Genomic DNA, 25,646 nt, shown 5'->3' with positions numbered 1-25,646 from the left:
GTGTTCTGATTATATTCTATCAAAGCTGATTGGAATCCCACGGCGGTGCTTTTCTGCAAGTTCGAGGATCTTCTTCACTCTCTCTACTTTTTCTGGGTCTTCGTCTTCCAAACTCTCTCCCCTGTCGATCTTCATCAGTATGCGGTCAAGCTCCATGTAGCTCATGCCGAAGGCCATCTCGTCTGTGACACCCGGAATGAGATCTGGAGACGGCGGTTTCTTCTGGATCTTCTCCGGGATGTTCAGCTCTCTTGCGAGTTCAAAAACCTGCGTTTTGTAGAGATGCATGATGGGTTCTATATCCACCGCCTCGTCACCCCACTTCACGTACAGGCCTGTGAGGTACTCCGTTCTGTTCGTCGTCCCCACAACGGCGTAGCCTCTCTTTTCTGCTTCGAAGTAGAGAAGGCACATTCTGATTCTGTGTTTTATTCTGTAGTAGGCGAGGCCTTTCAGAAATTCGTTGGGGCCGGAGTTTCTGAGGTCGTCCAGGAAAGGATCCTTCGAAAGAGAGTTCCATTTGTTGAGGACGTATCTTTTCACGACCGATTCTGGAAAAAAGAGTTTTGGTGGAAAGAGCCTGTAGACACCTATTTTTCTCAAGATGGGAGTGATGGGTTTTATTTTGTACTCAACTTTCAGGCTTTCGCAGAGTTCAACGGCGTCTTTCACCGAATCTTTTGAAGAGTCGCGCTCTGGAAGAATGAGACCAAACACACGATCTTTTCCGAGCGCTTGAACACACAGAGAAAGAACGACGGCGGAGTCGATCCCACCGCTCACTCCGACAACCGCTCCTCTGTAGTTGTACTCTTCTATCTTCTCTTTTATGAAATTGATGAGACTTTCTTTCACTGCTATCACCCTCTGGGGTTTTAACATGTAGAATTAAGACAGGGGGGATTCGCATGATGATAGTAATTATTGTAATTCTCGTCATTGTAGTTTTCATCTTGGCGAGGAATCTTCTAAAAATGTCACGCGAGATTCAAGAGCTCAAAGGAACAGCCGAAAGCAGGGCTATGAAGATGTTTGAAGACTGGAAGAAGAACGAGTGGGAACTTCAGAGAAAAGTTCTTGAGGCAAATTTGAAAAGAGAATACGAAGTGAGGTTTCAGGAGTGGAAGTTGGCGGAAGAAAAAAAGATCAGAGAGGATGCTATCAATAAAAGCAGGAGCGTGATCATGGGACAGGTCACGGAGCATCTCATACCGTACTTTCCGGATTTCAAGTACAATTCAAAAGATGCGAGGTTTATAGGAACACCCGTGGATTTCGTGGTCTTTGATGGTTTGAGTGAGGGAAACGTTAAGAAGATAGTGTTCGTGGAAGTTAAAACGGGAAAAACAGGGAATCTGTCCACCAGAGAAAGACAGGTGAGAGATGTGGTGGAAAGGAAAGAAGTCTACTGGGAAAAATTGCACTATCAGGGGGAATGATTTTATGTTCATCGGCTTTGGATACGACAGACACCCCCTTGTTGAGGGAAGAAGGCTTATTCTGGCGGGTGTGGAGATAGACTCTCCTGTTGGAAGTCTCGGCCACTCGGACGGTGATGTTCTTTCACATGCGATAATAGATGCTCTGCTTGGAGCCGTTGGCCTTGGCGACATAGGAACGTGGTTTCCGGAGACGGAAGAGTACAGAGGCGCAATCAGCCTTGAGCTTCTGAAAAAGACGATGGGCATGATAGAAGAAAGAGGGTTCAAGGTGATAAACGTTGACTCGACGGTTGTCCTCTCCGGTGTGAGGATGTCAGCTTACAGGGATAGAATCGTCGAGAATCTGAAGAGCGTGTTGAAAACACCCCACGTGAACGTGAAGTTCAAAAGCGGAAACACCTTGGGATTCGAAGGTGAAGGCAGAGGCATCTCAGCTTACGCGGTGTGTCTTTTGGAGGAGAAAGAATGTACGAAGAGTACATAAGGGCCTGGGTAGAGAGAAAAAAGAAAGAAGAAGAAAAGATGAAGGTGTTATCTCAGAAGGCCCTCAAAGAGGCAAAGAGGATCGCAGAAATGTTGAGGGAAAGGTACGGCGTAGGAAAAGTGGTTCTTTTTGGCTCTCTTGTAAAGTACCTGAGAGGAACAGGCGAGTTCACAGAAAGGTCCGGCATCGATCTTGCGGTGGAAGGCCTTCCGAAAGAGGAATATTTCAAGGTGCTTTCTGAAATCAACAGGTTCTCTGAGTTCGAGATAGATCTGATCGATCTTGAAGGATGTCCCGAGTTTCTCAAAAGATTGATCAAAAGAGAGGGGATAGAGATTTGAACTATGGTGCCCTTCCTGTGGGGGCTCTCCTTCCGTCGAGTACGTCCTGAGCGATTTTCAGAAGCCACTCTTCATCAGAGAAAACGAGCACCCCACCGCTCCACGGATCGTTCACACTGATTTTTTTGACGTTTCTGTTCAAAAGAACGATGGAGTTTTCCAGCACTTCCTTTCTGAGAGATTCGTAGTCTATCTCCTTTTCATAGGACCAGGAGAATTTCAAGGGCTTTCCAACAAGCACGTTTCCTTCTGTGTCGATGACGAGCGTTGTTGTGTAGCCGAGCCTTTTCAGCCGTTCGTACTTTTCCGCACTTTCAACCATCACGGGATAGGTGGCCTTTCTTGTGATGAGAGCACTGATCACCTGCTCGTTCACCTCTCCAGCTGCGCTGAAAACGGGCACAACTCCCGCTGTGGAGAGTCCCTCCGCGAAAAGAGATAGCACCTGAGCGGTGATATATGGAGAAGTTGAGACCTTTGCGAGGGGATCTGTGTCGGTTATTCTCAAAACGTCGAAACTGCCGAAGACGTAGTAGGTCACACCTTTTTCTTTCAGGATCTTTCCTACAGCGATTCCGATATCTTTTGCGAGGGTCAAATTTCCAGAACTTCCAAGGCACAGAAGAGAGACGTCTTTCAAAACGTTCTGAAGAGGAACTCTCACCGCCACCAGACCCGTGGAGTTCTCTGGAATCTCATCCGTCAAGACAATCTGTGGAAATGCGCTCAAGAACGTGAGACACACCAGAATCGTTGTTAGTGAGCGTGACAACGTCCGCCGCCTCCTTCACCTTGTCGATGGCGTTTCCCATGGCCACGCGAAGCCCCGCTTCCTCGAACATGAACAGGTCGTTCTCGTTGTCGCCGAAAACGACGATCTCTTCTTTCTTCCATCCCATTCTCTCCCGGAGAAACCTCAGCGCCTTTCCCTTGTCTACGTTCTCTGGAACGATCTCTAAGTACGTCGGGAACGACTTGAAGACCTTCACCACATTGTTGAACTTCTCCAAGAGGATCTTCTTCAGTTCGTCGAGTTTTTCCGGAGTATCGATGAGAAGGATCTTGGTTGTTCCCACCTTTGAGACAAGCTCCAGAAGTTTCGGTTCAACCCGGTATTCCACACTCGAGTGTTTCGCATAGCCCCTTATCTCTTCGTTGTCTTTCTCGGAGTAGAGCACGTCGTCTATGTACGCCTGCCAGTGCACGTTGAACTGCTTCACGTACTCCACGATGTCTTTTGCGACCTCGGGTGGAATCTTTTCGTTCAAAATCACACCTTCTTCTGGAATGTACACCATCGCGCCGTTGTAGGCTATCGTGGGAAAAGTCCTGCCGAAGTATTTCTTCTCCACATTCAGCGTCGAGACGAGCATCCTGCCGCTTGCAAAAACGACGTGGCAATTTCTGGAAAGCCTTTCGATCACTTTTCTGTCCTTTTCCGAGATCTCCAGGCTGTCGTTCAGGAGCGTTCCGTCCAGATCAAAAACGAACACCCTGTACAAAGTATCCCCTCCAGATCCTTTCGAACTCTTCCACGAAAGATTCTACGTACTCTCTGTTACTCGTTTTGAACACGACCTCCACGTTTTTGTGAAAACCACTCTCTGTGAAGTTCGCAGAGCCCGTGATCAGAGTTTTTCCATCAACGACAAGAAACTTGTGGTGCATCAAGGGTTCTTTCACCTCGAGAATGTGAAAGGTTCCAAGTGGAAGTTCTCTGAGCTTTGAAGACTCGAACCACTCGTCCGTGATGATGTACACCTCCACACCCTGCGAGGAGAGGAATTTCAGCGTGGCAAAGACGTCTTCATCTGTGAAAGCGTAGCTGCAGAGAAGAACGTACCTTTTCGCTTTCCAGAGCGAATCCAAGACGATCTCTTCGACATCCACCGCGGGGATCAAAAAGAACTCACCTTCTTCAGTCTTGAGCCGAACCTGTGGCCTTTTCCCGTGAACGAGCCAGTCATAAATTCCCTCGAAAAAGTCCGCTATCTCTTTGGAGTGAAAGACGATGAGGTTGTTCAGATGTTCTTCTAAGCTGGAGCGGTTGAAGTTCGCAGAACCGAAGATCACCGTTTCGCAGTCGAGAACGATGAATTTCGAGTGAAGAAGACCCTCTGAAACGTGAACGAAAGCACCCTGAACGGGCACCTCGGAAGCCATTTTCGCAGTTTTCAATCCGAGATACTCCGGGTCGATCGAGTAGGCAACGATCGTGATGTCGCTTGCAGAGTTCAGGTGTGAGAGAACCAGCTGTGAAAGATCGTCCACCGTGCTGAAATAGACCCGCGAGAAAATTATCTCATTTATCAGTAGAAACAGGAGAAGGAGTTTCTTCAATCCATACCACCTTTCCGTAGAGCGGACCGGCCGTGATCTTTTCGATCTTCACGTCGGCGAATCGGCCGATCATCCACTCCTCACCCTCGAAGGCGATGATCTTGTTTCTGATGTCCCTGCCGTAGAAGAGGCCGTTCTTTGCCTGAGCCTCCACGATGACGCGCACCGTCTTTCCCTTGTAGCGCTCGTTCAGCTTTCTGTTGATCCTCTTTTGGAGGTTCATGAGAAACTGCATGCGCCTCACTTTCTCTTCGTAGGGCACCTCGTCTTTGTAGTGTTTCCACGCCACCGTACCTTTTCGTGGAGAGTAGATCGCGAGGTTGAGGCGTTCGAACTGCGCCTTCTCCACAAGATCGATCGTCTCCATGAAGTCTTCTTCCGTCTCCGTTGGAAAACCGACGATGATGTCGCTGCTTATGGCAACGTCCGGCACCTTCGATCTGATCCTCTCAAGAAGGGCGAGGTACTCTTCCTTCGTGTAACTTCTGTTCATGAGCTTCAGTATCCTGTTGCTTCCGGACTGCACGGGGAGGTGGACGGACTTTGCCACCTTCGGATTTCTGGCGATCACCTCTATGAGTTCGTCGGAGAAGTCCGTCGGATAGGAAGTGAGAAACCAGATTCTTTCAATTCCCTCTATCTTTGAGGCCTCTTCGAGGAGTTTGGCGAGGGAAGAGCCGTCCTTCAGGTCTTTTCCGTAGGCGTCTACGTTCTGACCGAGGAAGGTCACCTCGCGGTAGCCCTGTTTCGCGAGCTCTCTCACCTCTTCCAGAATATCCTCCATCGGTCTGCTCTTTTCCCTGCCGCGCGTGTACGGAACGATACAGTAGGTGCAGAATCTGTCACAGCCGAATATGATCGTGACCCAGGCGTGATGCTTGCTGGATCTGATACGTGGAAGCTCATGTGTGTACTCGTCGAGATGGTCTTCGAAGAGCGCCACCTTCTCCCCCTGAAGCGCCCTTTTCACCGCCTCTGTCACTTTCAGGACGGCGCGGGTTCCAAGGACGAAGTCGGCTCCTCTCTCCAGGAGTTTCTCTCTTTCCTTTTCGGCGACACACCCCGCAACTCCCACAACGAGCTTTCTTTTCCTTTTGATCTTCAGCATCTGACCGAGCTCGCTGTAGGCCTTCTCCTCAGACTTTCTTCTCACTGCACAGGTGTTTATGATGACCACATCCGCCTCTTCGGGAGCCGAGGCGGGGGTGAACCCTTCCTTCATTAGAAGACCGGCCATCGTTTCCGAGTCGTTCTCGTTCATCTGACAGCCGAAGGTCTTGATGTAAAATCTCATGTTCGACCTCCCAGTTCGTTCAGGCTAATTAGATTATACCAGAAAGGAAAAACCCCGCCGGAGCGGGGTCGATTCACATCAGTCCGAGTTCTTTCTTCACGAAGTTCGGAAGGGCGAAGGACGCGACGTGAACTTCTTCGTTGTAGTACTTCAGCTCTTTGTTGAAGTTTTTCACCTTTTCGGGGTTGAAGTCTTTTATCGGGTCTATTCCCTTGGAGGCGAAGGTGTAGGACCACATGCCGGAGGGATAGGTGGTCATGAATCCAAGGTAAACCTTCGTGATAGGAAAGACCTTGCTGATCCTCTTGTAAGCGAGCTTGAACCATCCGATGTCGTAGAACGGGTCTTCCGTCTCGGCGGAGAAGACTCCGTCTTCCTTGAGGGCATCGTAACAGGCCTGGTAGAACTCTTCGGTGAAGAGGTGCCCACCCTGGCCCGCCGTCGGGTCCGTGGAGTCTATGATGATGACATCGAACTCGTTCTTGAACTTCCTCACGTATTCGGCACCGTTTGCGATCACGATCTCTGTCCTTGGATCGTCGAAACCGCACGAAGTCTGCTTCAAATACTTCCTTGCGGCTTCTATGACGAGTCCGTCCACTTCGCAGAGAACCGCCTTCTCCATGCTGTCGTGTTTCAGGACTTCTCTGAGCGTTCCGCCGTCTCCACCGCCGATGATGAGCACCTTCTTCGGGTTCGGATGGAGGAACATGGGAACGTGTGCGAGCATTTCGTGGTACATGAACTCGTCCTTTTCCGTGGTCATCGTGATGCCGTCGAGCGAAAAAACCACGCCAAGATCGGGATTCTCGAAGATATCTATCCTCTGAATGTCGCTCTGTCCTGAGTAGATCATGCGGTTTATCTTCATGAAGAGTCCCACGTTGTTTCCTGTATAGTACTCGAAGTACCACAGGTGCTGTCTTGGCTGGAGATCTCTTTCAAATTCTTTCAACTTTTCCACCTCCTCAAACGGTGACTTTGTGTGGCGAGTCCTCGGGTATTCCTATCTCGTCGTACCTGCCTCTTTCATGCTCCACCACGTGAACTCTCTTTGCCTTCAGCGCTTTTTTCAGATGTTCGAAGGCTTTCCAGGGATCGACATCCTCTCCGCAGGTGAAGAGATCGATAGCAGCGTACCCGTACTCTGGCCAGGTGTGAATGGTTAGGTGGGATTCGGATATCACCACCACACCACTCACCCCATAGGGGAGGAACCTGTGAAACGTTGACGTGACTATTGTTGCTCCACTTTCATAGGCTGCCTGCTTCATCTCCTGTTCTATCAGCTGCACGTTGTCAAGAACCTCTTTGTCACATTCGTAGAATTCCGCCACCAGGTGCCTTCCCAGACTTTTCATGTTAATCCCTCCCCTCTGAAATTTTTAGTCAATCATGATCCAGAGTAACACCGCCTTCTTCTTTCCCGAATTCTTTACGTAATGCTTTTTGTCTGCTTTGTAGTAGAAACAGTCTCCCTCTTTCAACCTGTAACGTTTGTCATCGAGGTAAAGATCTATCCTTCCCTGGATCACAAAGCCGAACTCCGAACCTTCATGGTACGATTCTTCCTCCGTCTGTGCACCGGGTTCCAGTGTTACGAGAATCGGATCGATCTCTTTGTCTTCCACACCGCTCATCAGAATCTCACTCTTCACACCCTCTGGCTCGTCGTAGACCGGAACTCTCTCTTCTTTTTTGAACACAACCCTCTCTTCTTCCACGTCGGAGAAAAAGTGCTTCAAATCTGTACCCAGTGCTTCTAAGATCCTTTCAAGAGTATCTATGGATGGAGATGTCTTATCCGATTCGAGCTGTGAAATGAAACTTCTTGAAAGATCTGTGCGTTCTGCGAGTTCTTCTTGTGTGAGCCCTTTTGAGAGCCTTAATTTCCTGAGTTTTTCTCCGATCCTCACAAAGTTCCCAACTCCTTTGTCCACTATAGTTGACAAACTTGTTCAGTATCACAGACATTATTATACCCACCCCCCTTTCGTTGTCAAGGTTAATTTTGTGTTACTTAAGTTACATTAAGGTAACTTATCTTGGAGGAATGATCTAAAAGCAGATCGCAATCTTTTCTCAGTTCAATTAGAACAGCCTCATCGTTTAATGTAACTATTCAAAATCATTACAGTTTATAATTATGTGGTAAAATAAATCCAGGAAATACCATGGAAATAGGGAGGTGCAGAGTATGAGAGAGATGACGAAGAAGTTCCTTGAGGACGCTTTCGCAGGGGAGAGCATGGCGCACATGAAGTATCTGATCTTCGCGGATGAAGCAGAGCAGAGGGGACTGAAGAAACTCGCGAATCTCTTCAGGGCGATCGCGTACGCGGAGTACGTCCACGCGAGGAACCACTACAGAGAACTCGGAAAGATCTACAAAGAGATGGCCGAAAACGTCCAGCAGTGCATCGACGGTGAAACCTTCGAAATCGATGAGATGTACCCGGTTTACAACACCGTCGCACAGTTCCAGGAAGAAAAAGGAGCGGAAAGAAGCACCAAGTTCGCCTGGGAAGCCGAAAAGATCCACGCGGAGATGTACAAAAAGGCCAAAGAACTCGTGGAAAAGGGAGAAGACTACACAGCTGAGAAGATCTACATCTGTCCCGTCTGTGGTCACACCGTTGAAGGAGAGCCACCAGAGAAGTGTCCGGTTTGCGGAGCACCGAAGAGCGCTTACAGGGAATTTTCAATTTAAAGGAGGGATAGCATGAAACTTTCTGATTTCATCAAGACGGAAGATTTCAAGAAGGAAAAGCACGTTCCGGTCATAGAAGCACCCGAGAAGGTGAAAAAAGACGAAAAAGTTCAAATCGTGGTTACCGTGGGAAAGGAGATCCCGCACCCGAACACAACAGAACACCACATCAGGTGGATCAAAGTTTTCTTCCAACCTGATGGTGATCCATACGTTTACGAGGTGGGAAGGTACGAGTTCAACGCGCACGGAGAGTCCGTTCAGGGGCCGAACATCGGCGCTGTTTACACAGAGCCTACTGTCACAACCGTGGTAAAATTGAACAGATCGGGAACGATCATAGCCCTCTCCTACTGCAACATACACGGCCTCTGGGAAAGCAGTCAAAAGATCACTGTTGAAGAGTGAGGTGAGTTCTGTGAAGAAGTACAGGTGCAAACTCTGTGGTTACATCTACGATCCTGAACAAGGAGATCCCGACAGCGGAATCGAACCGGGGACACCCTTCGAGGATCTTCCAGACGACTGGGTCTGTCCGCTCTGTGGAGCTTCGAAGGAGGATTTTGAACCGGTTGAGTGATCTGGAAGTCTTACCGTCAGAGAAAGGGGAGGCTGGCCCTCCCCTTTCTCTTTCCCCACGACCCGGCGGGCTCGGGCGGGATCCGAAAAGAAAATGATAACTCTCGTTATAATAATACCATAAAGTAGATAAACAAACAAAAAATCTGGGGGGAGAAAGATGATCGGATTTCTCACAGACTGGGGCTTGAAGAGTCACTACGTGGGAGTCGCGAAGGCGGTGATCAAGAGGATAAACCCCTCCGCGGAGATCATCGACATCACGCACGAAGTAGAACCTTTCAACGTGAGAAAGGCGAGTCACGTTCTCTACAGAGCCTCCCTCGATTTTCCTCCTTCCACCGTCTTTCTTGTGGTTGTCGACTACGGCGTTGGAACTTCAAGAAAGGCGATCGTGATGAAGACCAAGAACGACCAGTACTTCGTGGCACCCGACAACGGAGTTCTCACGGTTGTAGCTGAAGAATACGGAGTTGCCGAGATCAGAGAGATAGAGAACAGAGAGCTCTTCTACAAGAAGAATCCTTCCTTCACTTTCCACGGAAGGGACATCTTCGCACCGGTTGCCGCCCACCTCGACATGGGACTTCCGCTGGAGAGAGTGGGAGACAGACTGCTCTCGTACGAGGTTCTCAAGATGAGAAAGCCTGTTGTCGAGAACGAGAAAGTCATCGGAGAAGTGGCGATAGTTGACACCTTCGGAAACGTGTCGACGAACATTCCCTTCGATCTCTTTTTGAAGCTCAGTGTGGATTTCGACGACGTGGTGAGAGTGAGAGTGGGAAGAAAAGAGTTCAAAGCGGCTGTCGCGAAGGCCTTCGGAGATGTGGACACGGGAGAACTGCTCGTTCATCCAGACAGCGCAGGTTTCCTCGAAATCGCCGTGAATCTGGGAGACGCGAGTCAGGTGCTTTCGGTTAAAGAAGGAGACGAGATCGAGATATGCAGATGAAACAGGTTCTTCTTGAGGCAAGGCAGGATTTTCTGAGTCTTCTCAAAAGAAGAGGCTGGAAGGAGAAAGACCTGAATATACTGAGAGGAATCTTCCTTGGAGAGCTTTCCAGGGTGGACGTGCCGGCTGACATCTTTGAGCTTGCTATCAAGGAGGCCGTGAAGGGGAACTTGAAGCTTTCTTCGAAACTCCTTGGAGTGAGTGAGATAGACACTCTTGAGATCCTCTTCTGGTACCTGCCGAAGAAGTATCCCCTTCCTTCAGAGAGGCTCAAAAAGAGGCTGAAAGCCGAAAGCGTGAAAGAGTTCATCGAAGAAGCCAACAGACTTAGGGTGAAACTTGGAAAGAAGGATTTCATGGAGCTCTACCTTCATCTCGAAGAAGCGGAAGAAGAGGAAGAAAAAAGAGAGAACACGGATCTTCTGGAGAGAGTTCGAAACCTTTCGATTGAGAAACTATCAGAGAGTGAGATTGAGGAGTTGAGATACTTCTACTCCTTGCTCGATCTTCGAGGAAAGGAATCCGTGAGAACGCTGAACGTTCACCCGTACATTCTTTCTGCCATCATCAGAAACCCTTCTGCACCGATCGTCATCGATGGAAGCAACCTGCTCTGGCGTGGAGGACTCTCCGTCTCTTACATCTACGAGGTGTTTGAGAGGCTTGCTGTTTTCAGGGAGTTCTTCTTTCCCTACAGGATCGTTTTCGACAGGAACGCGGAGTTCGTGCTGCCAGTTCACGAGAGGAAGGGATTCGAAAGGTGGAAAAACTCTCCGAACGTTCTCTTCGAATCTCCAGCGGATGGCCTCATCATCTCCCTTGCGAACACCATGGACGCGGTGGTTCTGAGCGGTGACAGGTTCAGAGATCACGGTCTTCCCAGGAGGGTTAGGGTCCTAACACCGGAGGAGATAGAAAAGGGGTGAGCGAGCTCACCCCAATTTCTTTTCAATGTAGCTGACGATGTCGCCGACCGTTGAGATCTTTTCAAGATCGGCGTCATCCACCTTTACACCGAACTCGCTTTCAAAATCCATCACGAGATCGACAAGGTCGAGGGAATCCGCACCGAGATCGTCTATGAGTTTTGCCTCCTCTGTGACCTGTGACTCATCCACTCCGAGTTTTTCAGAGATTATGCTCTTCACCTTTGAAAAGATCTCCTCTCTGCTCGCCACTTTTCCACCTCCTCTTAGAAGTGTCGAAAAAAATTATAACACAATCACATTCTCAAGTAAGACCCTTTCATCCCAGCGCTCGACGAACCAGCCCGGATTCAGGGTGTGAACGGGCACTATGTAATCCGGGTTCAGTTCGTTCAAAATCTTTTCCAGACCCTGAGGAGAAACGTGGCCCGAGGCGTGGAACTCTTTTGTGAAGACGATGTTTCCGTTCACTTCTCTTATACCGAAAGGAACTATGTTGAAGTACCTGAGCCAGTTCATGAAGCGCCTTGCGTCGATCTCCTGCTCTTCCGTGTAGGCTTCGCTCGTTGAGTGGATATAGACGGCGCCGTTCAGAACTCTTTCGTCGAGATCGAGGATGTGCGGGAAGTCCCAGTATCCCGCAACCATGGTGTGTTTTTCTGGATGCAGGTTTATCTCCTCTGGTGAGAGAAGGATCCCTTCCTCTCTGGCTCGAAGCAGTGCGTCTTTTTCGAGGTTTATGTAGGTGACCTTCCCGGGGTGGTACACACGAACGAAGGACCTTTCCTCATCCGTCAGCTTCCAGAGTGGTTCCACTCGTTCCATCTCGAGAAGATAGGCGTAGTCTTTTGGCATGAGAACGAGTCTTCTGTCGTTTTCCATGCAGACCTTAAGGAAGGTGAAGAGCCTCTCCAGGTGTCTGATGGGAAAATCTACGAGTATCAGATTCTTCGTCCCCCTGAAAACTCTCATCGCGTTTTCGAAGACGTCCTTTTCCGTGTTCTCCACGTTCTCTTCCCTCGTGACTCTGGTTCCCTCAACGATGAGAACGAGCGGGCGCTTGTCTTTCAGATTCTCAAAAAATCTCGAGGTCCTGAGAGAAAGCGCGAGTCTCTTTTCACCGAGAGTGTCCAGCCAGTAGCGCTCTTCTTCTGCTGTCTCGGGACCCGTTCTGAAGTCTCCGGTGTAAGCGAGCCAGAGATCGTCCACCCTTGCCGCAAAGCCCGCGGCTCCTATGACGGAGTGGTACACAGGTTCAACGAACAGCTCGTTCTTCCACAGGGAGTTCATATCGACAACAGTTGAATCGTCGTTGAGTTCGACCTCTTTAGGAAAAGAAACGCGTCTTGTCAATCTTTCCGCGCTCTTCGAATTTCCCGGGCTCACCGTGAGGTCTTCGCGGATTCCGTTTTCCAGATCTTTATCTGAGGCCTTTCTTCTTTTCTTTCCACCGAGCTGAGTCAGAACGTTTGAGTTGCTCGTGTACACACTGGCTCTCATCACAGCGAAGGTTTCGCCGGTCATGAGGAGGGGGATCTTTTCGTCTATGAGGCCCACCATTCCGGTGTGATCCGCGTGCGCATGGCTCAAAAAAAGAAAGGCGTGGTTCACAGGATCTTCGAACTTTCCATCGAAGAGGTCGTCCCTGTAAATGTTGAGCCGGGGAACCATTTCGAGCTTCAGCAGGTCATGAAGGATCTTACCTGTTCTGGGGTTCAAAAACTCCTCGAAGAACTCTCCCCATCTGGAAAAGTTCAACCCGAAGTCCAGCAGAAAACCGTCGTTTTCAGAATCAACCACTCTGATTTTGTTTCCCCCTATGTTTCTGTGCCCGTCGAGTATCTCTATTCTCACGGAACCCCCCCAGAAGAGAAAAGAGTTTGTCGGGATCAACGCGGTAGAGGTTGGTTTTCACCCTGAGGTCACTCGCACCGAAGCTCTCTATTCCTTCAAAATGATATGATAACACATTCGAGATCTCCTCTTCGATATTTCTTCCGCTGAACATTATCAACCCGGCGATCTGTGCGTGATCCAGCAGGTAGTCGATGTGCCAGTGTTTCTTTTTAGGACCGAGAAAATAACGGGGGATCCTCTTGAAGAATCCCCCCATCGCGGATCCTACGTAGGCGTAGTAACCTGGTTCCAGATGAGATGTTTTCTTTCCATACCTCAAAGCAACACTCTCTTCGAGTTTCAAAAGCAGAATGTAAGTTCCCTTCATAGGATACTCAGGTATCTTTCCGCGTGGTCCGGTGCAACGGTCACGACCCTCGCGTCTGGCCCGAGTTTCTGGGCTACCTTCAGAGCGGCTGCGACGTTGGCACCGGAGGAGATTCCCACAAGGATTCCCTCTTTCTTTGCGAGGTACTTTGCCATCTCGTAGGCCTCTTCGTCCTCCACGGTGATCACTTCGTCAATCACGGATCTGTCCAGGATCTTCGGAACAAAGCCCGCTCCTATGCCCTGGATGGCGTGTTTTCCCGGCTGGCCTCCAGAGAGAACGGGAGATTTCGCTGGTTCCACCGCTACTATCTTCACTTCGTTTCCAAAAAAGCCTTTCAAAACCCTTCCCACTCCGCTGATCGTACCTCCCGTTCCCACTCCCGCAACGAAGGCGTCTATCCGATAGTCCATCTGTTTGAGGATCTCCGGACCTGTGGTGAACTGGTGAGAGTAGACGTTGTAGGGATTTTCGAACTGGTTGAGCATGTGTGCACCGGTTTCTTTGGATATCTCTATCGCTTTTTCCACGGCACCCTTCATTCCCAGTTCCCCTGGTGTGAGAACGAGTTCCGCCCCGAGCATTTTCAGGACCTTTCTTCTCTCAACACTCATGGTCTCGGGCATCGTGAGGATCACTCTGTGTCCTCTCTTTGCTCCAATCATCGCTATGGCGATTCCCATGTTGCCGCTCGTTGGCTCCACGATGCCGTTCCTGAGAAGGTCTCTTCTTTCCGCATCGAGAATCATGAAGAGGGCGGGCCTGTCCTTTACACTGCCACCGGGATTATTCTTTTCCAGTTTCAAGAATATTCTCGAGTCTATCGAATCGAGCCTCACTATAGGAGTGCTCCCTATCAGTCTTTCCATCATCGCAGAAATCCCTCCTCCACTTGACTATTCTTGCAGGAACACCTACGACAACGGCTCCGTCTGGAACGTCTTCGAGGACGACCGCGTTCGCACCCACAACGGCGTTGTTTCCAACTCTTATCGGGCCGAGGATCTTCGCTCCCGTTCCAATCATCACGTTCTCACCCACGTCAGGGTGTCTTTTTCCGGAGCACGGCTTTCTCGTCCCGAGAGTGACTCCGTGGTAGATGAGCGTTCCCCTTCCCACCGAGGCGGTGCTTCCGATGACCACACCGATACCGTGGTCTATCACCACTCCCGGAGCGATTCTTGCCGCTGGATGGATGTCCATGGAGAACACAACACGCACAAAGTAATAAATGAGGTAGGCGAGGACTTTCAATTTCCACTTGTAGAAGAAATGAGCGAATCTGTACCACATAAGACCCTGGAAGGAAGCGTAGAAGAAAAACACCTGAAGCTTACTCTCTGCGGCGGGATCGAGCTTGAGGTACATCTCAAGATCCTCTGATATGTGCTTGAAAATACTCACGAAATCCCTGAAGAACTCACCAACCTTTCTGAACAACAACCGCATCCCGATACCATATCCACCACCTCCAGATCGTTTGATCCAATAGAATTATATCAACCTAATTGTTAAGGTCAAAGAAACCTTTTCATCACAAAAAGGTGAACCTCTTCACTTTTTTCACAAAAGCCTTTGTGTAGTATATTAACACAGGAGGAGGGATATTTCAATGGTGGACACGCACACGCATCTTCATTTTCACCAGTTCGACGGCGACAGAAACGCTATCATCTACAGCTTTGAAGAGAACAGCATTGAATTTGTGGTGAACGTGGGTGTGAACCTCGAAGATTCGAAGAAATCACTCGATCTTTCAAAGACAAGTGATCGCATCTTCTGTTCTTTAGGTGTGCATCCACACGACGCGAAGGAAGTTCCCGAAGATTTCATAGAACAGCTCGAAAAACTCGCGAAAGATGAAAAGGTGGTCGCTATAGGTGAGACGGGACTCGATTTCTTCAGGAACATCTCTCCAGCCGAAGTCCAAAAAAAGGTCTTCGTTGAACAGATCGAACTCGCAAGAAAGTTGAACCTTCCCCTCGTTGTTCACATCAGAGACGCGTACAGCGAGGCGTACGAGATACTCAGATCAGAACCGCTTCCAGAGAAACGAGGTGTGATTCACGCTTTTTCTTCGAACTACGAGTGGGCGAAGAAGTTTGTAGACCTCGGCTTTATGCTTGGAATAGGAGGCCCTGTGACGTATCCGAAGAACGAGACTCTGAGAGAAGTGGTTAAAAGAGTGGGCCTTGAACACATCGTTTTGGAGACGGACTGTCCTTTTCTTCCACCACAGCCGTTCAGGGGAAAAAGGAACGAACCGAAGTACCTGAAGTACGTCGTGGAAACGATCTCGCAGGTGCTGGATGTGCCTGAAGCGAAAGTGGATGAGGTGACCACAGAGAACGCCAGAAGGATCTTTCTGGAGGTGAAGGAATGATCCACCTTTTTGATCTCACAAGGCAGTACGAGAGAATCAGGGGAGAAATCTTGAACGCGATAGACAAGGTGATCTCTTCGGGAAGGGTGATTCTCGGAGAGAACGTGAGAAGACTCGAGGAAGAAATCGCCAGTTTTATCGGCGTGAAGCACGGTGTTGGTGTTGCGAGTGGAAGCGATGCGCTTCTCATAGCGCTGAGGGCGATGGGGGTGGAAAAGGGAGATACGGTGGTCACAACACCCTACACCTTCTTTGCCACGGCGAGCGCACCCTACAGACTCGGTGCCAGGGTAATCTTCGTGGATGTGGACGAGAACACCTTCAACATAGATCTGAACCAGCTCGAACACGTTCTGAAAAAAGAGAAAGTGAAGGTTGTCATTCCCGTTCACCTCTTCGGTAGAACCGTGGATCTTGAGGCGCTGAGCTTTTTGAGGGAGAAATACGGAGTGATGATACTCGAAGACTGTGCTCAGTCGATGGGATCGGAGTGGAAGTTCTCGAGTGGTGAGATCAGAAAAAGTGGGTCTGTAGGGGATGCGGCGATTTTCTCTTTCTTTCCCACGAAGAATCTGGGGACTTACGGCGACGGCGGAATGATCGTGACGAACAGCGATGAGATAGCGGAAGAAAGCAGGATCCTGAGAGTGCACGGTGCAAGAAAGAAATACTTCCACGAAGAGGTGGGATACAATTCGAGGCTCGACGAGATACACGCCGCGATTTTGAGAGTGAAACTCAGGTATCTGGAAAGGTGGACAGAAGAGAGAATACGGGTGGCAAGGACGTACCAGGAGCTGTTCGAGGAGAAAAAACTGCCGATGGTCTTTCCCCGTGTGGAGGAGAAAGGCTTCAGGTACCACGTTTTCCATCAATATGTGGTGATCTTCGAAAGTGAAGAGGTGAGGGAGAGAGTCAGAGAAGGATTGAAAGAGAGAGGTATTCAGACGGCGGTTTATTACCCCCTACCTCTCCACCTTCAAAAGTGCTTCAAAGATCTGGGATATCGAGAAGGGGATTTCCCAGTGGCCGAATCACTTTCAAAAAGAAGTCTTGCGCTTCCCATGTTTCCAGAACTGAGGGACGACGAAATAAAAGAAGTCGTTGACACGATAGCGCTCTTTTTTTAGGTGAGATCTTTTACCACCTTGAGCGTGGCCGTGGCCACTGATTTCAAAAAGTCTCCTTCGAGGGGTGCAACCCCAACTTCCGTTCTTTCTCGATCTTCGTCCTGGATCGTGAGGTGGACGAGCACGAACTCTCTTCCAGCCAGAAAGACCTTCTGAACGTCGTCCACCGAGACGGAATATTCAGGATTGAAAGCCTCTATCACCGCTTCTCCAACGAGCCTTGGAAGGTTCGTGGATGTTCCAGGCCCCGCACTTTCACCCACCATGTCTTCGTCTTCGAGAGGGTTGCGTATTGTGACTTTCACCTGCTTTTTCCTGTCGAGGTTTTTTACCTCTATGGAGGTGATCTCATAAGTCTGCGAAGGAGAGAACCTTCCCTGACTCAGTTGGGCAATGCTGATGATTCTTCTGTCTATCTTCATTCCAAGAGACGCGAGGGCAACAGTTTCGATATCGCGAACGATCTGTTTTGGATTCCTGGAAGGATCTGCTATGACGTGGATTTCTCTGGGTTGACCGTCTTCCTCTATCACCTTGGCGGAGATGACCCCGGATATCTTTGATATGACTTCTTCCAGTGTCTTTGCGCTGCTCATCCAAATACCCCCCACGCACTGTTTTTTACTATTTTACCAGAGCATCTATTACCACGAAAACAACGCTCTGGAGAAGATCTTTTTCCAGAGGAGCCGCACCGATTCGCCAGTTTTCTTTTCCATTCTTCGAGAGTGTGAGATGAGCAAAAACGAACCTTCTTTCTGCGAGAGCGACTTCTTTGATGTCGTCTAATGAAAGCTTCTGTTACCGCTTCTCCGATGAGTTTGAGAAGGTTCCGGGATGTTCTGGGCCCTTCACTCTCATCAGAAAAGATCTTACCACGAGGATCTCTCAGAACGATCTTCACACGGTATTTCTTTCCGGAAGAGGAGATTTTCAAATAGGATTTGATCGATTTTCTATCGATATAAAATACTTCCCTGCTTCGTTTTATCACGAGTATTCTGCCCATATTTGTTTCCCTCTTTTGTTTTACCATACTTTACCATCCTTTAGGAAAAGATAGATCTCCCGTAGAAGTATGAAACCGAGGGAGGTAGATGGACCTTGCCTGGAAAACGAAGAGGTTTTTTCGTTGTTTTTTTAATAACGTTTCTGATACTCTTGATTCTGTTCATGTACGGCTACATCTCCTTTGAAATAAACAGGCTGTACGGTGGAAGAGTTTCTCCTTTTGAAGACTGGAGGAGTTATATCGCTTTTCTTGCTTCCAAGGTTCCGTTTTTGAAAGACAGAATCAACTATCAGCCTCTCAAAGCGGAAAGTCCCGCTGAGTACTACTCTAGAATTTATCAGAAATACATAGAGATATACAACCAGAAGATAGACGAATTGATCAGCAAAGAAAAAGAACTCGAAGAGCAGGCGAAGGTGCTGGAAGCGCAAAGAAACGTTGTTGAGAAAATGATCGAAGATATTCAATCCCTCAAGAATCAATTGTTCGAGGAGAAAAACAGGCTGGAATCCTACAAGAAGCAGGTAGACGAGCTTATCAACGTGCTTTTGAACGCTGATCCGAGAAATCTTGCGAGCGCACTCAATGAGGTGGACGATGAGACGCTCGCTGTGATCTTTAAAAGAACCGATCCAGAGTACGCTGGAGAGTTTCTCGAGGCGCTCTCCGGTGTCAACCCACAGAAAGCCGCACGGGTGATGGAACTCATGGTGGGTGTGGAAAGCACCATTGAAAGGCTCGAAATGCTGGTTAAACAAGCTCAGGAAGCGGTGAAACAGATGACAGAAAAAGAATCTCAGCTTTTTCAGAAAGAAGCCTATTTGAAATCGGTGGCGGACGCTTTGAACAACATCACACCAGAGGTAGCCGTCGATTTCCTGAGAAGGGAGAATGTGGATCCAGAAACTTTGAGAACGGTTCTTTCCATGATGGATAGGGAACACGCTTCTGTTCTGGTTCAGTACATAGTTCAGAACGCTCCGGATCTTCTGGAGGAGAGAAAGTGAAGGTAGGACAATTTTCTCTTTTTGCGATGATCAAGACAGCAGAGGAAAAAGGTGAATTAAAAAAGAAATCAGCGGCGGGTCTGTTCTCTCAGTCTGTTAAGGACCTGATGAAATCGCTGGGGAGAAAGGGAAAAATGATTGATTCCACATATGAGAAGAAAAAAGAGATCGCTGGAAAGAAAAGCGAACGTCAAAAGAATAATGATATTGACCTTCTGAATGTTCAGGAAAAGGTAAAGTCAGAATCTACTGAAAACCGTGATGAAGTCCTCAAAAAGGTGAAAAGGAACACGCTGGACGATCTCGACAGTGTCAGCGCTCAGCACATTTCGATGTCGGTTGAGGAAGATGTGAATTTGGAAAAGATGCTGGATGGACAGTTTTCGGAAAGGCTTCAGAATGTCTCTGAGGATCAGAAAGAACGGGAAGAAGAAGTTGGACGTTCATCTTCGAGCAAGCTGAGCAAAGAGATCAAAACAACCGATGATAAATCCAGTGAAAAACATGTTTTGGAAGAAATGTCTAAAAGAAACGAAAAGTTAGAACAGCTCATTGATGAAAATCATGATGAGTACCGAAAAAGTGAGCAAGGGATTTTCAAATCCAGAACACATGATATTTCAACGGAAAAGCTTTTGACTTCCACTGAACATGAAGAAAAGAAAGAAAACGGTTTTCTGGTGAAAGATTCAGAGAACAAAGAAAGTGCAAGTCAGATTTCGTTCGAAAAGAAACACCGTTCTATCTTGTACTCGGAATCAGAGACTTTTCGGAGTGAATCGAACAAAAGGCTTTCGAGTTCTTTTAGAACACCTGCTGAGTCTTCTTTGAAATCGGAATCTACGAAGGTTTTCAAGGAACAACCAATTTCCGCTCAAGATAAAGAAACGAAGCACTCAGCAAGACAGCCGATTTTCAACGAGGCAAGATCTCTTCCTCAGAATTCCGATACGGCGAAGCTATCAAGAGACTTTGAAAAGACAACGGGTATCAAAAACGAACTCTCTGAAGAAAGGATTACGGGAAATATCGGGAATGAAATAAAAATGTCCAAACTCAGTTTTGTTCCGCTTCTCTCTGCAGACGAAAAGCAACAATCATCGAACGGTGATGGAGAAAAGGTCTGGAAGGTTAACAATCAAAGAATTTCACAGGCGAGCTTTGACGATACTGGTTTGAATCTCGTAAATGAAAATTCCGAGAATTCCAGAGAAAATCAGAAAATCAACTCTTTCACAAAGAGAGGAGATACTCACACAGAAGAACTATCAGAGAAAACCTCTTCCAGCTTGAGAGAAACCGTCCTGTCATTCAGAAATGATGGTTCCTCTCCAGAAAAGAACACCAGAAACGTACTGAACGACCGTAGTGAAACTTCTTCGGTGAGGAGAGAACCCCCCGCAAACAGATTTGATGGTCAGAAGGTTGTTGAAAACAATTCCAAGGTATCTCCGGAGAAAACTTCTGAAAAACCGCCCTCCCAAAACCGAGAGAAGAATCAGCCAATGGAAATGAAAATGAGGTACGAAGAGAAAGGAAAAATCGAAAGTTACAGAGAAATAACAAACAGAGAGGCGTTGGAGTTTCTGTCTCAGGAAAGGGCGAAGCAGGTTTACTTACTCCCCGAACTGAAAAGAACAGAGACTGTTCATCTACCAAGGTTTGTGGAACAGATGTACTACCACAAGACAGAAAGGGCCGTCATAGACCTTGAACCACCGGAGTTAGGAAAACTGGAGATCACCATAACAAAGGAAGAGAACCAGCTGAAGATAGTGTTCAAAGTTCAGACAGAAGAAGCCAAGCACGTTTTAGAACATGACGTACCACGGCTGATCGAAAGATTCAACGAAAAGGGATTCGATGTGCAGGTCTACGTAGAAAAACAGGAAGAAGACTACCTGTATCAGGAAAATCAGAACAAAGAGGGAAATCAAAGGCAGCAAAGAGAAAGCAAAAACCACAAACGTGAAACTTCGGGCAGTCTATTTGAGGAGTTCATCCAGGAGGTGAAAACGTGATCTACGACATGAGCGGTATATACCTTTCTTCTCTTACAGGAGTAAGAAATAATTCCAGCTCTTCGAGTAATTCTCTCGACAAGGAAGCTTTTCTCAGACTCCTTCTTCAAGAACTGGAAATGCAGGATCCACTGGAGCCCATGGAAACGAAGGACATGATATCTCAGCTTTCTCAGCTCACGAGCCTTGAACAGATCACAAACCTCACCAGTGCGGTGAAAGATTTCGTCGAAGCTCAGACGAGTGTGAACCCAGCCCAGCTTGCTTCTCTGATAGGAAAGTACGTCGTGGTGAAGAACAACACGGTAAATCTTGTAGACGGTCAGTCAGACAGCATCATATTCAACGTGGATGAAGATGCACATGTTGTGGTTCAAATACTTGACGAAAACGGAAAAGTGGTGAGAACAGAAGATCTTGGAACTGTTCAGGCGGGAGTTCACGCCTGGCAGTGGGATGGAAGAGATGACAGCGGGATCAGTGTTGAAGATGGCAGTTACACTTACCATATTTATAAACTCACATCGAGCGGACTGGAGGAAATAGGGGGAATGGAAGGCGGAGTGGTGGAAGCCGTTCAGATAAAGGATGGAGAGGGATTCGTTCTTGTGAACGGTTCACTCTATCCTGTTGATTCTATCCTGGAGATTTCTCAGGAGGGTGATGCGTGATGATGAGATCACTCTACAGTGGCATAACGGGTCTCAAAAACTTCCAGGTAGCGATGGATGTTGTAGGAAACAACATCTCCAACGTGAACACAGTTGGCTTCAAAGCGTCACGGGTGAATTTCGAGACGATGCTCGCTCAGACGATCAAGGCGGGAAGATCTTCTCAGGAAAACGTGGGCGGTACAAATCCCATGCAGATAGGTCTTGGTTCTCAGGTGTCCAGTATCGACAAGATCATGACGCAGGGCTCGTTCCAGAACACGGGTGTGAAAACAGACCTTGCCATACAGGGCGATGGCTTCTTCATCGTATCCGATGGTAACGCCTACTATTACACGAGGGCGGGGGCATTCACACTGGACAGCAATGGAAATCTGATTCAGACATCAACGGGTTACAAGGTTCAGGGATGGACGGCCGTTCAGGATCCCGAAACGGGCGAAAGGTACATAGACACCAACAGACCGATCGGAGATCTTGTTATCAGTGCAGGAATGACGATGCCCGCAAAGAAAACGTCGAACGTGAGATTTGAAGGAAATCTCAACTCCAACGTGGGACCTGGCTCTTTCACCATCACCCTGACGGACGACAGCGGAGTTGATCACGACGTTCGGGTGTGGTTCGAAAAGACAGCCGGAGACCTTGGAACAGACCCTTTCAGTTCCTCTCAAAGGTACACGATGAGAATCGATGTTAACAACGATGGAACGGCGGACGTGAGTGGTTATGCGGTGTTCAACGAGTTTGGAAGGATAGAAGAAGCGGGGATATACGCTGAATCTCAGGTTATAACAGCTTCCACCGATGGAAGTATCACGGGGAGCACGTCACTTTCAGATGGCACTTACCAGGCGGTAGTTTTAGACAACTCTGGGAATGTGGTCTACAATGGTACAGTGGATGTTTCAAATGGTAGTTACACAATCTCTGATCCCAATATTGTCGGTGGTAATGATTACACCGTAATGCTTAATTCTGATTACCAAACTGTGACAGCCAACACTGATAGCAGCCTTTCGGGAACCACCACACTTTCAGATGGAAACTACAATGCGACAGTTCTGGATTCTTCTGGAAATGTTATTTACAGTGGTACGGTAGATGTTTCAGGTGGCAATTTCACAATTTCCGATTCTGACATAACTTCCGGGAACGATTACACGGTGATTCTTTATTCTGAATCTCAGACCACAACAGCCAACGGAATCATCGAAGGGACCACCACACTTTCTGATGGAAACTATCAGGTGATAGTTAGAGACTCTTCTGGGAATGAAGTCTACAACGGAACGACCACAGTTTCAAATGGTAGTTTCACAATTTCCGATTCTGACATAACTTCCGGGAACGATTACACAGTAACGTTTTTATCATCATCTCTCACAATAGCACCCGGTGCTGAACTTGTCATTCCTACCTCCGGTGAGCCCAGGTTCTACGAATCAGACAATCCGACGAATTTCGTTCAAACTGATTACACTTCTCCAAGGTACACCACCGCCGTCCAGGTTTACGATTCTCTTGGAAACGCGTACACCGTTTACTATGAATTTGTCAGACTTGGAAACACCACTATTGGTTCAGAAAGTTTCAAGAACGCCTGGATCTGGAGAGCGTATACGGATAGTGGAGAACCGATCTCACTGATCGATGAAGACGGTGGTAGTGGCTATGTAGCGGGGTTGATAGATTTCGATGAATCAGGAAGACCCATTCAATACAGAGGGCTGGACTCTTCATACAATCTCAGCTCTGGAGAGGTTAGAACGATCCAGTTTGATGCAGGTCAGAGTGGAGATGGGGTGGTAACAATAACAGCTGATTTTTCCGGAGCAACTCAGTTCTCCGGCGACAGCACTCTGAACATTCCATGGCAGGATGGAAATCCGATGGGTGTTTTGGAATCCTTCGCCATAAACGAGCAGGGAGAGATCATAGGAACCTTCAGCAACGGACTCACCGACGTTCTTGGACAGATCGCCCTCGCAGTGTTTAACAATCCTTCGGGACTCTCAGAGGTTGGTAATTCGCTCTACGTCGTGTCTGCCAACAGCGGCGTTCCAAAGATAGGAGCCCCCGGTAGCGGTGGAAGAGGAATTTTGATCCCCGGTGCCCTTGAGATGTCCAACGTGGATCTTGCGGAAGAGTTCACCAAGATGATCGTCGCACAGAGAGGTTTCCAGGCGAACGCGCGTGTTATCACGACAGCCGATCAGATTCTGAACGAACTTGTGAACATCAAGAGATGATGAAAGATGATCAGGTTGACCAGAATAGATGGTAGATGGTTTTTCCTGAACGCCGATTTGATAGAAACCGTAGAAGCACTGCCCGACACAACGATCACCCTCATAAACGGTAAAAAATACATCGTGAAGGAATCCGCAGAGGAGGTTGTTCAAAAGGTGATAGAATACAAGAGAAAGATCTTCAACTGGTGGAAAAACCAGGGTAGGTGATCCTATGGACCTTGCAACCCTGATGGGTTTGGTTCTTGTGATAGCGGCTCTTTTCATAGGAATCCTGACGGGTGGAGGAGACTTCGCAGCGTTCATAAACATACCTTCACTGTTCATAACCGTTGTTGGTTCTATCGCAGCAACCATGGTGGCTCATCCGAAGGACAAAGCCTTCAAGATCGTGAACATCATGCTTTCAACTCTGAAAGAGCCAAAGCTCGATCACGTTTCTCTGATTCAAACGATGGTTTCTTTTTCCGAAAAAGCACGAAGGGAAGGTTTGCTTTCTCTGGAGGAGAATCTGGAGAGTATAGAAGATCCATTCATGAAAAAGGCACTCCAGCTTGTGGTTGACGGAACAGATCCAGATCTTCTGAGGAACATGATGGAAACGGAAATGGAACTCTTCGAGGAGGAACTCGACGGAGAAAGGGCTGTTTTGGAATCTGCAGGGGCGTACGCTCCTGCGTTCGGTATGATTGGAACGCTGATCGGACTCATTCAAATGCTCAAATCCTTGAACAATCCAGAAACACTGGGACCTTCTATGGCGGTTGCTTTGATAACGACACTCTACGGTGCAGTTCTGGCCAACGGTGTCTTTCTTCCCATGGCTGAAAAGATCAAAAAGAGAAGAGATATTCTGGTTTTGGAAAAAAGAATGATACTGGAGGCTGTTCTTTCTATCCAGGCAGGAGAGAACCCGAGGATCCTCGAGGAAAAACTCAAATCGTTCCTCCCTGAGAAAGAAAGACAGGCTTACGAAGCGGCTTCTCAGGAGGCAACTGCGTGATGGCGAAGAAACGAGAAGAAGAGCAGAAAGGAAGTCCACAGTGGATGACAACCTATTCGGACATGGTGACGCTGCTTCTCACGTTCTTTGTGGCTCTGATCTCGATGTCCACTATCAGTCCCGGAAAGTTCCAGCAGGTGGCGGTGGGACTCAGAATTGCGTTGAGTGGAAACCCACCGAGCGTCCTAATGGGTGGAAGGAGTATAAACGAAGAACCTTTGATCACATCGAAAAGAGGAATATATCAAGAACTCATGAGATTGTCCGAAGAATATAAGGGAAAGATCACGGTCGAAGAGAGAGACGAAGGAACACTGATCGTTCTGAAGGACATGGTGTTTTTTGAGCCGGGAAGCGCCAAGCTCACAGCGGAAGCCAAAGAACTGCTGGCTAAGGTGGGGCAGATAGTCATAGAGCACACCACGAACGTTCTTGAGGTTTACGGTTACGCGGACGACAGATTGCCTCTTCCAAATTCAATATATGTCTCCAACTGGCATCTTTCGAGCGCCAGAGCAGCGAGTGTGGTGAATTTCTTCCTTACCGAGTTGAAGGAAAAAAGAATGATCGAAAGGGCTGCAGACATAAAGCTTGGACGTTTCAACATCGATCTTTTCTACAATCCTGACAGGTTCTACCCAATAGGGCTTGGAGACAGGGAGATAAAGAAAAAGATCCAGGATCTTGAAAACCAGATCAACGTCGAGAAAACACTTATCAATGAAAGGTTCAGAAACGGGGAAATTTCTCGATCGGAATACGAATCGGAACTGAAAAAATTGGAAGAAAAATATCAGCAGGAATTGGATAGATTGAGAAGAGAATTCAGGAGAATAGATATCCTCATAAAACGAGAGAAACTGTGAGGTGAAAGA

General features: G+C 48.1%; 31 protein-coding genes. 17 read left to right on the top strand and 14 right to left on the bottom strand.

From position 1 onward, the window contains the following. Positions 1 to 9: 9 nt before the first annotated feature. Entirely contained in the window at positions 10 to 855 is an 846-nt protein-coding gene (gene nadE, locus TRQ2_RS01440) for an NAD(+) synthase (protein WP_012310437.1), read from the bottom strand. A 53-nt stretch (positions 856 to 908) separates the two neighbouring features. Here nadE and TRQ2_RS01435 point away from each other — a divergent pair, with 53 nt between their 5' ends. Genes TRQ2_RS01435 through TRQ2_RS01425 form a run of 3 tightly spaced genes read left to right on the top strand, consistent with a single transcriptional unit; the run spans position 909 to position 2,267 of the window. Further along, a complete protein-coding gene (locus TRQ2_RS01435) occupies positions 909 to 1,439 on the top strand; it encodes a Holliday junction resolvase-like protein (RefSeq protein ID WP_012310436.1) in 531 nt (176 codons plus the stop codon). 4 nt (positions 1,440 to 1,443) lie between these two features. After that, positions 1,444 to 1,926 carry a 2-C-methyl-D-erythritol 2,4-cyclodiphosphate synthase gene (gene ispF / locus TRQ2_RS01430; protein ID WP_012310435.1) on the top strand — a complete coding sequence of 161 codons (483 nt, stop codon included), beginning with the start codon at positions 1,444 to 1,446 and terminating at the stop codon, positions 1,924 to 1,926. Then, positions 1,908 to 2,267: a nucleotidyltransferase family protein gene (locus TRQ2_RS01425; protein ID WP_012310434.1), complete on the top strand. Its 360-nt coding sequence runs from the start codon at positions 1,908 to 1,910 to the stop codon at positions 2,265 to 2,267. The genes ispF and TRQ2_RS01425 overlap by 19 nt, the downstream gene beginning before the upstream one ends. A 1-nt stretch (position 2,268) precedes the next feature. On the opposite strand, the gene TRQ2_RS01420 is transcribed toward TRQ2_RS01425, so the two are convergent. The 7 genes from TRQ2_RS01420 to TRQ2_RS01390 form a co-directional block, all read right to left on the bottom strand. Further along, positions 2,269 to 2,997: a hypothetical protein gene (locus tag TRQ2_RS01420; protein WP_238514458.1), complete on the bottom strand. Its 729-nt coding sequence runs from the start codon at positions 2,995 to 2,997 to the stop codon at positions 2,269 to 2,271. Then, positions 2,963 to 3,769, bottom strand: coding sequence for a Cof-type HAD-IIB family hydrolase (locus TRQ2_RS01415; RefSeq protein ID WP_012310432.1), 807 nt, complete (start codon positions 3,767 to 3,769; stop codon positions 2,963 to 2,965). The genes TRQ2_RS01420 and TRQ2_RS01415 overlap by 35 nt, the downstream gene beginning before the upstream one ends. Continuing rightward, complete coding sequence (locus TRQ2_RS01410; protein ID WP_012310431.1) at positions 3,747 to 4,607, bottom strand: phospholipase D-like domain-containing protein; 861 nt, start codon at positions 4,605 to 4,607, stop codon at positions 3,747 to 3,749. Before TRQ2_RS01410 ends, TRQ2_RS01415 begins: the two co-directional genes overlap by 23 nt. Beyond that, complete coding sequence (gene miaB, locus TRQ2_RS01405) at positions 4,570 to 5,901, bottom strand: tRNA (N6-isopentenyl adenosine(37)-C2)-methylthiotransferase MiaB (RefSeq protein ID WP_011942945.1); 1,332 nt, start codon at positions 5,899 to 5,901, stop codon at positions 4,570 to 4,572. Before miaB ends, TRQ2_RS01410 begins: the two co-directional genes overlap by 38 nt. Positions 5,902 to 5,974: 73 nt before the next feature. After that, the gene (speE, locus tag TRQ2_RS01400) at positions 5,975 to 6,856 is read right to left on the bottom strand and encodes a polyamine aminopropyltransferase (RefSeq protein WP_012310430.1); all 882 of its coding nucleotides are present in this window, start codon (positions 6,854 to 6,856) and stop codon (positions 5,975 to 5,977) included. A gap of 13 nt (positions 6,857 to 6,869) precedes the next feature. After that, positions 6,870 to 7,262: an adenosylmethionine decarboxylase gene (speD, locus tag TRQ2_RS01395; protein WP_011942943.1), complete on the bottom strand. Its 393-nt coding sequence runs from the start codon at positions 7,260 to 7,262 to the stop codon at positions 6,870 to 6,872. 24 nt (positions 7,263 to 7,286) lie between these two features. Further along, complete coding sequence (locus TRQ2_RS01390) at positions 7,287 to 7,817, bottom strand: cupin domain-containing protein (RefSeq protein WP_012310429.1); 531 nt, start codon at positions 7,815 to 7,817, stop codon at positions 7,287 to 7,289. 281 nt (positions 7,818 to 8,098) lie between these two features. On the opposite strand from TRQ2_RS01390, the gene TRQ2_RS01385 reads away from it, so the two are divergent. The 5 genes from TRQ2_RS01385 (at position 8,099) to TRQ2_RS01365 (ending at position 11,068) form a co-directional block, all read left to right on the top strand. Then, positions 8,099 to 8,611, top strand: coding sequence for a rubrerythrin family protein (locus tag TRQ2_RS01385; protein WP_004081119.1), 513 nt, complete (start codon positions 8,099 to 8,101; stop codon positions 8,609 to 8,611). A 12-nt stretch (positions 8,612 to 8,623) separates the two neighbouring features. After that, entirely contained in the window at positions 8,624 to 9,019 is a 396-nt protein-coding gene (locus TRQ2_RS01380; RefSeq protein ID WP_004081116.1) for a class II SORL domain-containing protein, read from the top strand. A 10-nt stretch (positions 9,020 to 9,029) separates the two neighbouring features. Further along, positions 9,030 to 9,191 (top strand): rubredoxin, encoded by a 162-nt coding sequence (gene rd, locus TRQ2_RS01375; protein WP_004081114.1) that lies wholly within the window; start codon positions 9,030 to 9,032, stop codon positions 9,189 to 9,191. A gap of 159 nt (positions 9,192 to 9,350) precedes the next feature. Next, complete coding sequence (locus TRQ2_RS01370) at positions 9,351 to 10,142, top strand: S-adenosyl-l-methionine hydroxide adenosyltransferase family protein (RefSeq protein ID WP_004081113.1); 792 nt, start codon at positions 9,351 to 9,353, stop codon at positions 10,140 to 10,142. Next, positions 10,133 to 11,068: a hypothetical protein gene (locus tag TRQ2_RS01365; protein WP_010865178.1), complete on the top strand. Its 936-nt coding sequence runs from the start codon at positions 10,133 to 10,135 to the stop codon at positions 11,066 to 11,068. The genes TRQ2_RS01370 and TRQ2_RS01365 overlap by 10 nt, the downstream gene beginning before the upstream one ends. Positions 11,069 to 11,074: 6 nt before the next feature. Here the strand turns inward: TRQ2_RS01365 and TRQ2_RS01360 are convergent, their stop codons facing one another. Genes TRQ2_RS01360 through cysE form a run of 5 tightly spaced genes read right to left on the bottom strand, consistent with a single transcriptional unit; the run spans position 11,075 to position 14,741 of the window. Continuing rightward, positions 11,075 to 11,320 carry an acyl carrier protein gene (locus TRQ2_RS01360; RefSeq protein WP_004081111.1) on the bottom strand — a complete coding sequence of 82 codons (246 nt, stop codon included), beginning with the start codon at positions 11,318 to 11,320 and terminating at the stop codon, positions 11,075 to 11,077. Positions 11,321 to 11,353: 33 nt separating this feature from the next. Beyond that, positions 11,354 to 12,922 (bottom strand): ribonuclease J, encoded by a 1,569-nt coding sequence (locus TRQ2_RS01355; RefSeq protein WP_012310428.1) that lies wholly within the window; start codon positions 12,920 to 12,922, stop codon positions 11,354 to 11,356. Then, positions 12,861 to 13,292 carry a DUF123 domain-containing protein gene (locus TRQ2_RS01350; RefSeq protein ID WP_012310427.1) on the bottom strand — a complete coding sequence of 144 codons (432 nt, stop codon included), beginning with the start codon at positions 13,290 to 13,292 and terminating at the stop codon, positions 12,861 to 12,863. The genes TRQ2_RS01355 and TRQ2_RS01350 overlap by 62 nt, the downstream gene beginning before the upstream one ends. Continuing rightward, the gene (gene cysK, locus TRQ2_RS01345; RefSeq protein ID WP_041434266.1) at positions 13,289 to 14,164 is read right to left on the bottom strand and encodes a cysteine synthase A; all 876 of its coding nucleotides are present in this window, start codon (positions 14,162 to 14,164) and stop codon (positions 13,289 to 13,291) included. The genes TRQ2_RS01350 and cysK overlap by 4 nt, the downstream gene beginning before the upstream one ends. Next, positions 14,079 to 14,741 carry a serine O-acetyltransferase gene (cysE, locus tag TRQ2_RS01340; RefSeq protein ID WP_012895999.1) on the bottom strand — a complete coding sequence of 221 codons (663 nt, stop codon included), beginning with the start codon at positions 14,739 to 14,741 and terminating at the stop codon, positions 14,079 to 14,081. Before cysE ends, cysK begins: the two co-directional genes overlap by 86 nt. A gap of 163 nt (positions 14,742 to 14,904) precedes the next feature. On the opposite strand from cysE, the gene TRQ2_RS01335 reads away from it, so the two are divergent. Together TRQ2_RS01335 and TRQ2_RS01330 are read left to right on the top strand one after the other, a co-directional pair. Then, the gene (locus TRQ2_RS01335) at positions 14,905 to 15,675 is read left to right on the top strand and encodes a TatD family hydrolase (protein WP_012310424.1); all 771 of its coding nucleotides are present in this window, start codon (positions 14,905 to 14,907) and stop codon (positions 15,673 to 15,675) included. Beyond that, complete coding sequence (locus TRQ2_RS01330; protein WP_012310423.1) at positions 15,672 to 16,805, top strand: DegT/DnrJ/EryC1/StrS aminotransferase family protein; 1,134 nt, start codon at positions 15,672 to 15,674, stop codon at positions 16,803 to 16,805. The genes TRQ2_RS01335 and TRQ2_RS01330 overlap by 4 nt, the downstream gene beginning before the upstream one ends. On the opposite strand, the gene TRQ2_RS01325 is transcribed toward TRQ2_RS01330, so the two are convergent. Next, complete coding sequence (locus TRQ2_RS01325; protein WP_012310422.1) at positions 16,802 to 17,401, bottom strand: hypothetical protein; 600 nt, start codon at positions 17,399 to 17,401, stop codon at positions 16,802 to 16,804. The genes TRQ2_RS01330 and TRQ2_RS01325 overlap by 4 nt on opposite strands. A 508-nt stretch (positions 17,402 to 17,909) precedes the next feature. Here TRQ2_RS01325 and TRQ2_RS01315 point away from each other — a divergent pair. From TRQ2_RS01315 to TRQ2_RS01285, 7 genes are read left to right on the top strand one after another with little or no spacing between them, the layout of a single operon-like run. Then, on the top strand, positions 17,910 to 18,824 hold the full coding sequence (locus TRQ2_RS01315) for a MotE family protein (protein WP_012310420.1): 915 nt from the start codon (positions 17,910 to 17,912) through the stop codon (positions 18,822 to 18,824). Beyond that, on the top strand, positions 18,821 to 20,845 hold the full coding sequence (locus TRQ2_RS01310; RefSeq protein WP_012310419.1) for a flagellar hook-length control protein FliK: 2,025 nt from the start codon (positions 18,821 to 18,823) through the stop codon (positions 20,843 to 20,845). Before TRQ2_RS01315 ends, TRQ2_RS01310 begins: the two co-directional genes overlap by 4 nt. After that, positions 20,842 to 21,516 carry a flagellar hook assembly protein FlgD gene (locus tag TRQ2_RS01305; RefSeq protein WP_012310418.1) on the top strand — a complete coding sequence of 225 codons (675 nt, stop codon included), beginning with the start codon at positions 20,842 to 20,844 and terminating at the stop codon, positions 21,514 to 21,516. Before TRQ2_RS01310 ends, TRQ2_RS01305 begins: the two co-directional genes overlap by 4 nt. Beyond that, the gene (locus TRQ2_RS01300; protein WP_012310417.1) at positions 21,516 to 23,768 is read left to right on the top strand and encodes a flagellar hook-basal body complex protein; all 2,253 of its coding nucleotides are present in this window, start codon (positions 21,516 to 21,518) and stop codon (positions 23,766 to 23,768) included. The genes TRQ2_RS01305 and TRQ2_RS01300 overlap by 1 nt, the downstream gene beginning before the upstream one ends. Before the next feature lie 6 nt (positions 23,769 to 23,774). After that, positions 23,775 to 23,978, top strand: coding sequence for a flagellar FlbD family protein (locus TRQ2_RS01295; protein ID WP_011942928.1), 204 nt, complete (start codon positions 23,775 to 23,777; stop codon positions 23,976 to 23,978). Positions 23,979 to 23,982: 4 nt separating this feature from the next. Next, positions 23,983 to 24,771 carry a motility protein A gene (locus tag TRQ2_RS01290; protein ID WP_011942927.1) on the top strand — a complete coding sequence of 263 codons (789 nt, stop codon included), beginning with the start codon at positions 23,983 to 23,985 and terminating at the stop codon, positions 24,769 to 24,771. Next, on the top strand, positions 24,771 to 25,637 hold the full coding sequence (locus TRQ2_RS01285; protein WP_012310416.1) for a flagellar motor protein MotB: 867 nt from the start codon (positions 24,771 to 24,773) through the stop codon (positions 25,635 to 25,637). Before TRQ2_RS01290 ends, TRQ2_RS01285 begins: the two co-directional genes overlap by 1 nt. The last annotated feature ends 9 nt before the right edge of the window (positions 25,638 to 25,646 follow it).

The organism is Thermotoga sp. RQ2 (genome assembly GCF_000019625.1).
GTDB classification, from domain to species: Bacteria; Thermotogota; Thermotogae; order Thermotogales; family Thermotogaceae; genus Thermotoga; species Thermotoga maritima.
This window is presented reverse-complemented; position numbering and strand designations above follow the sequence as displayed.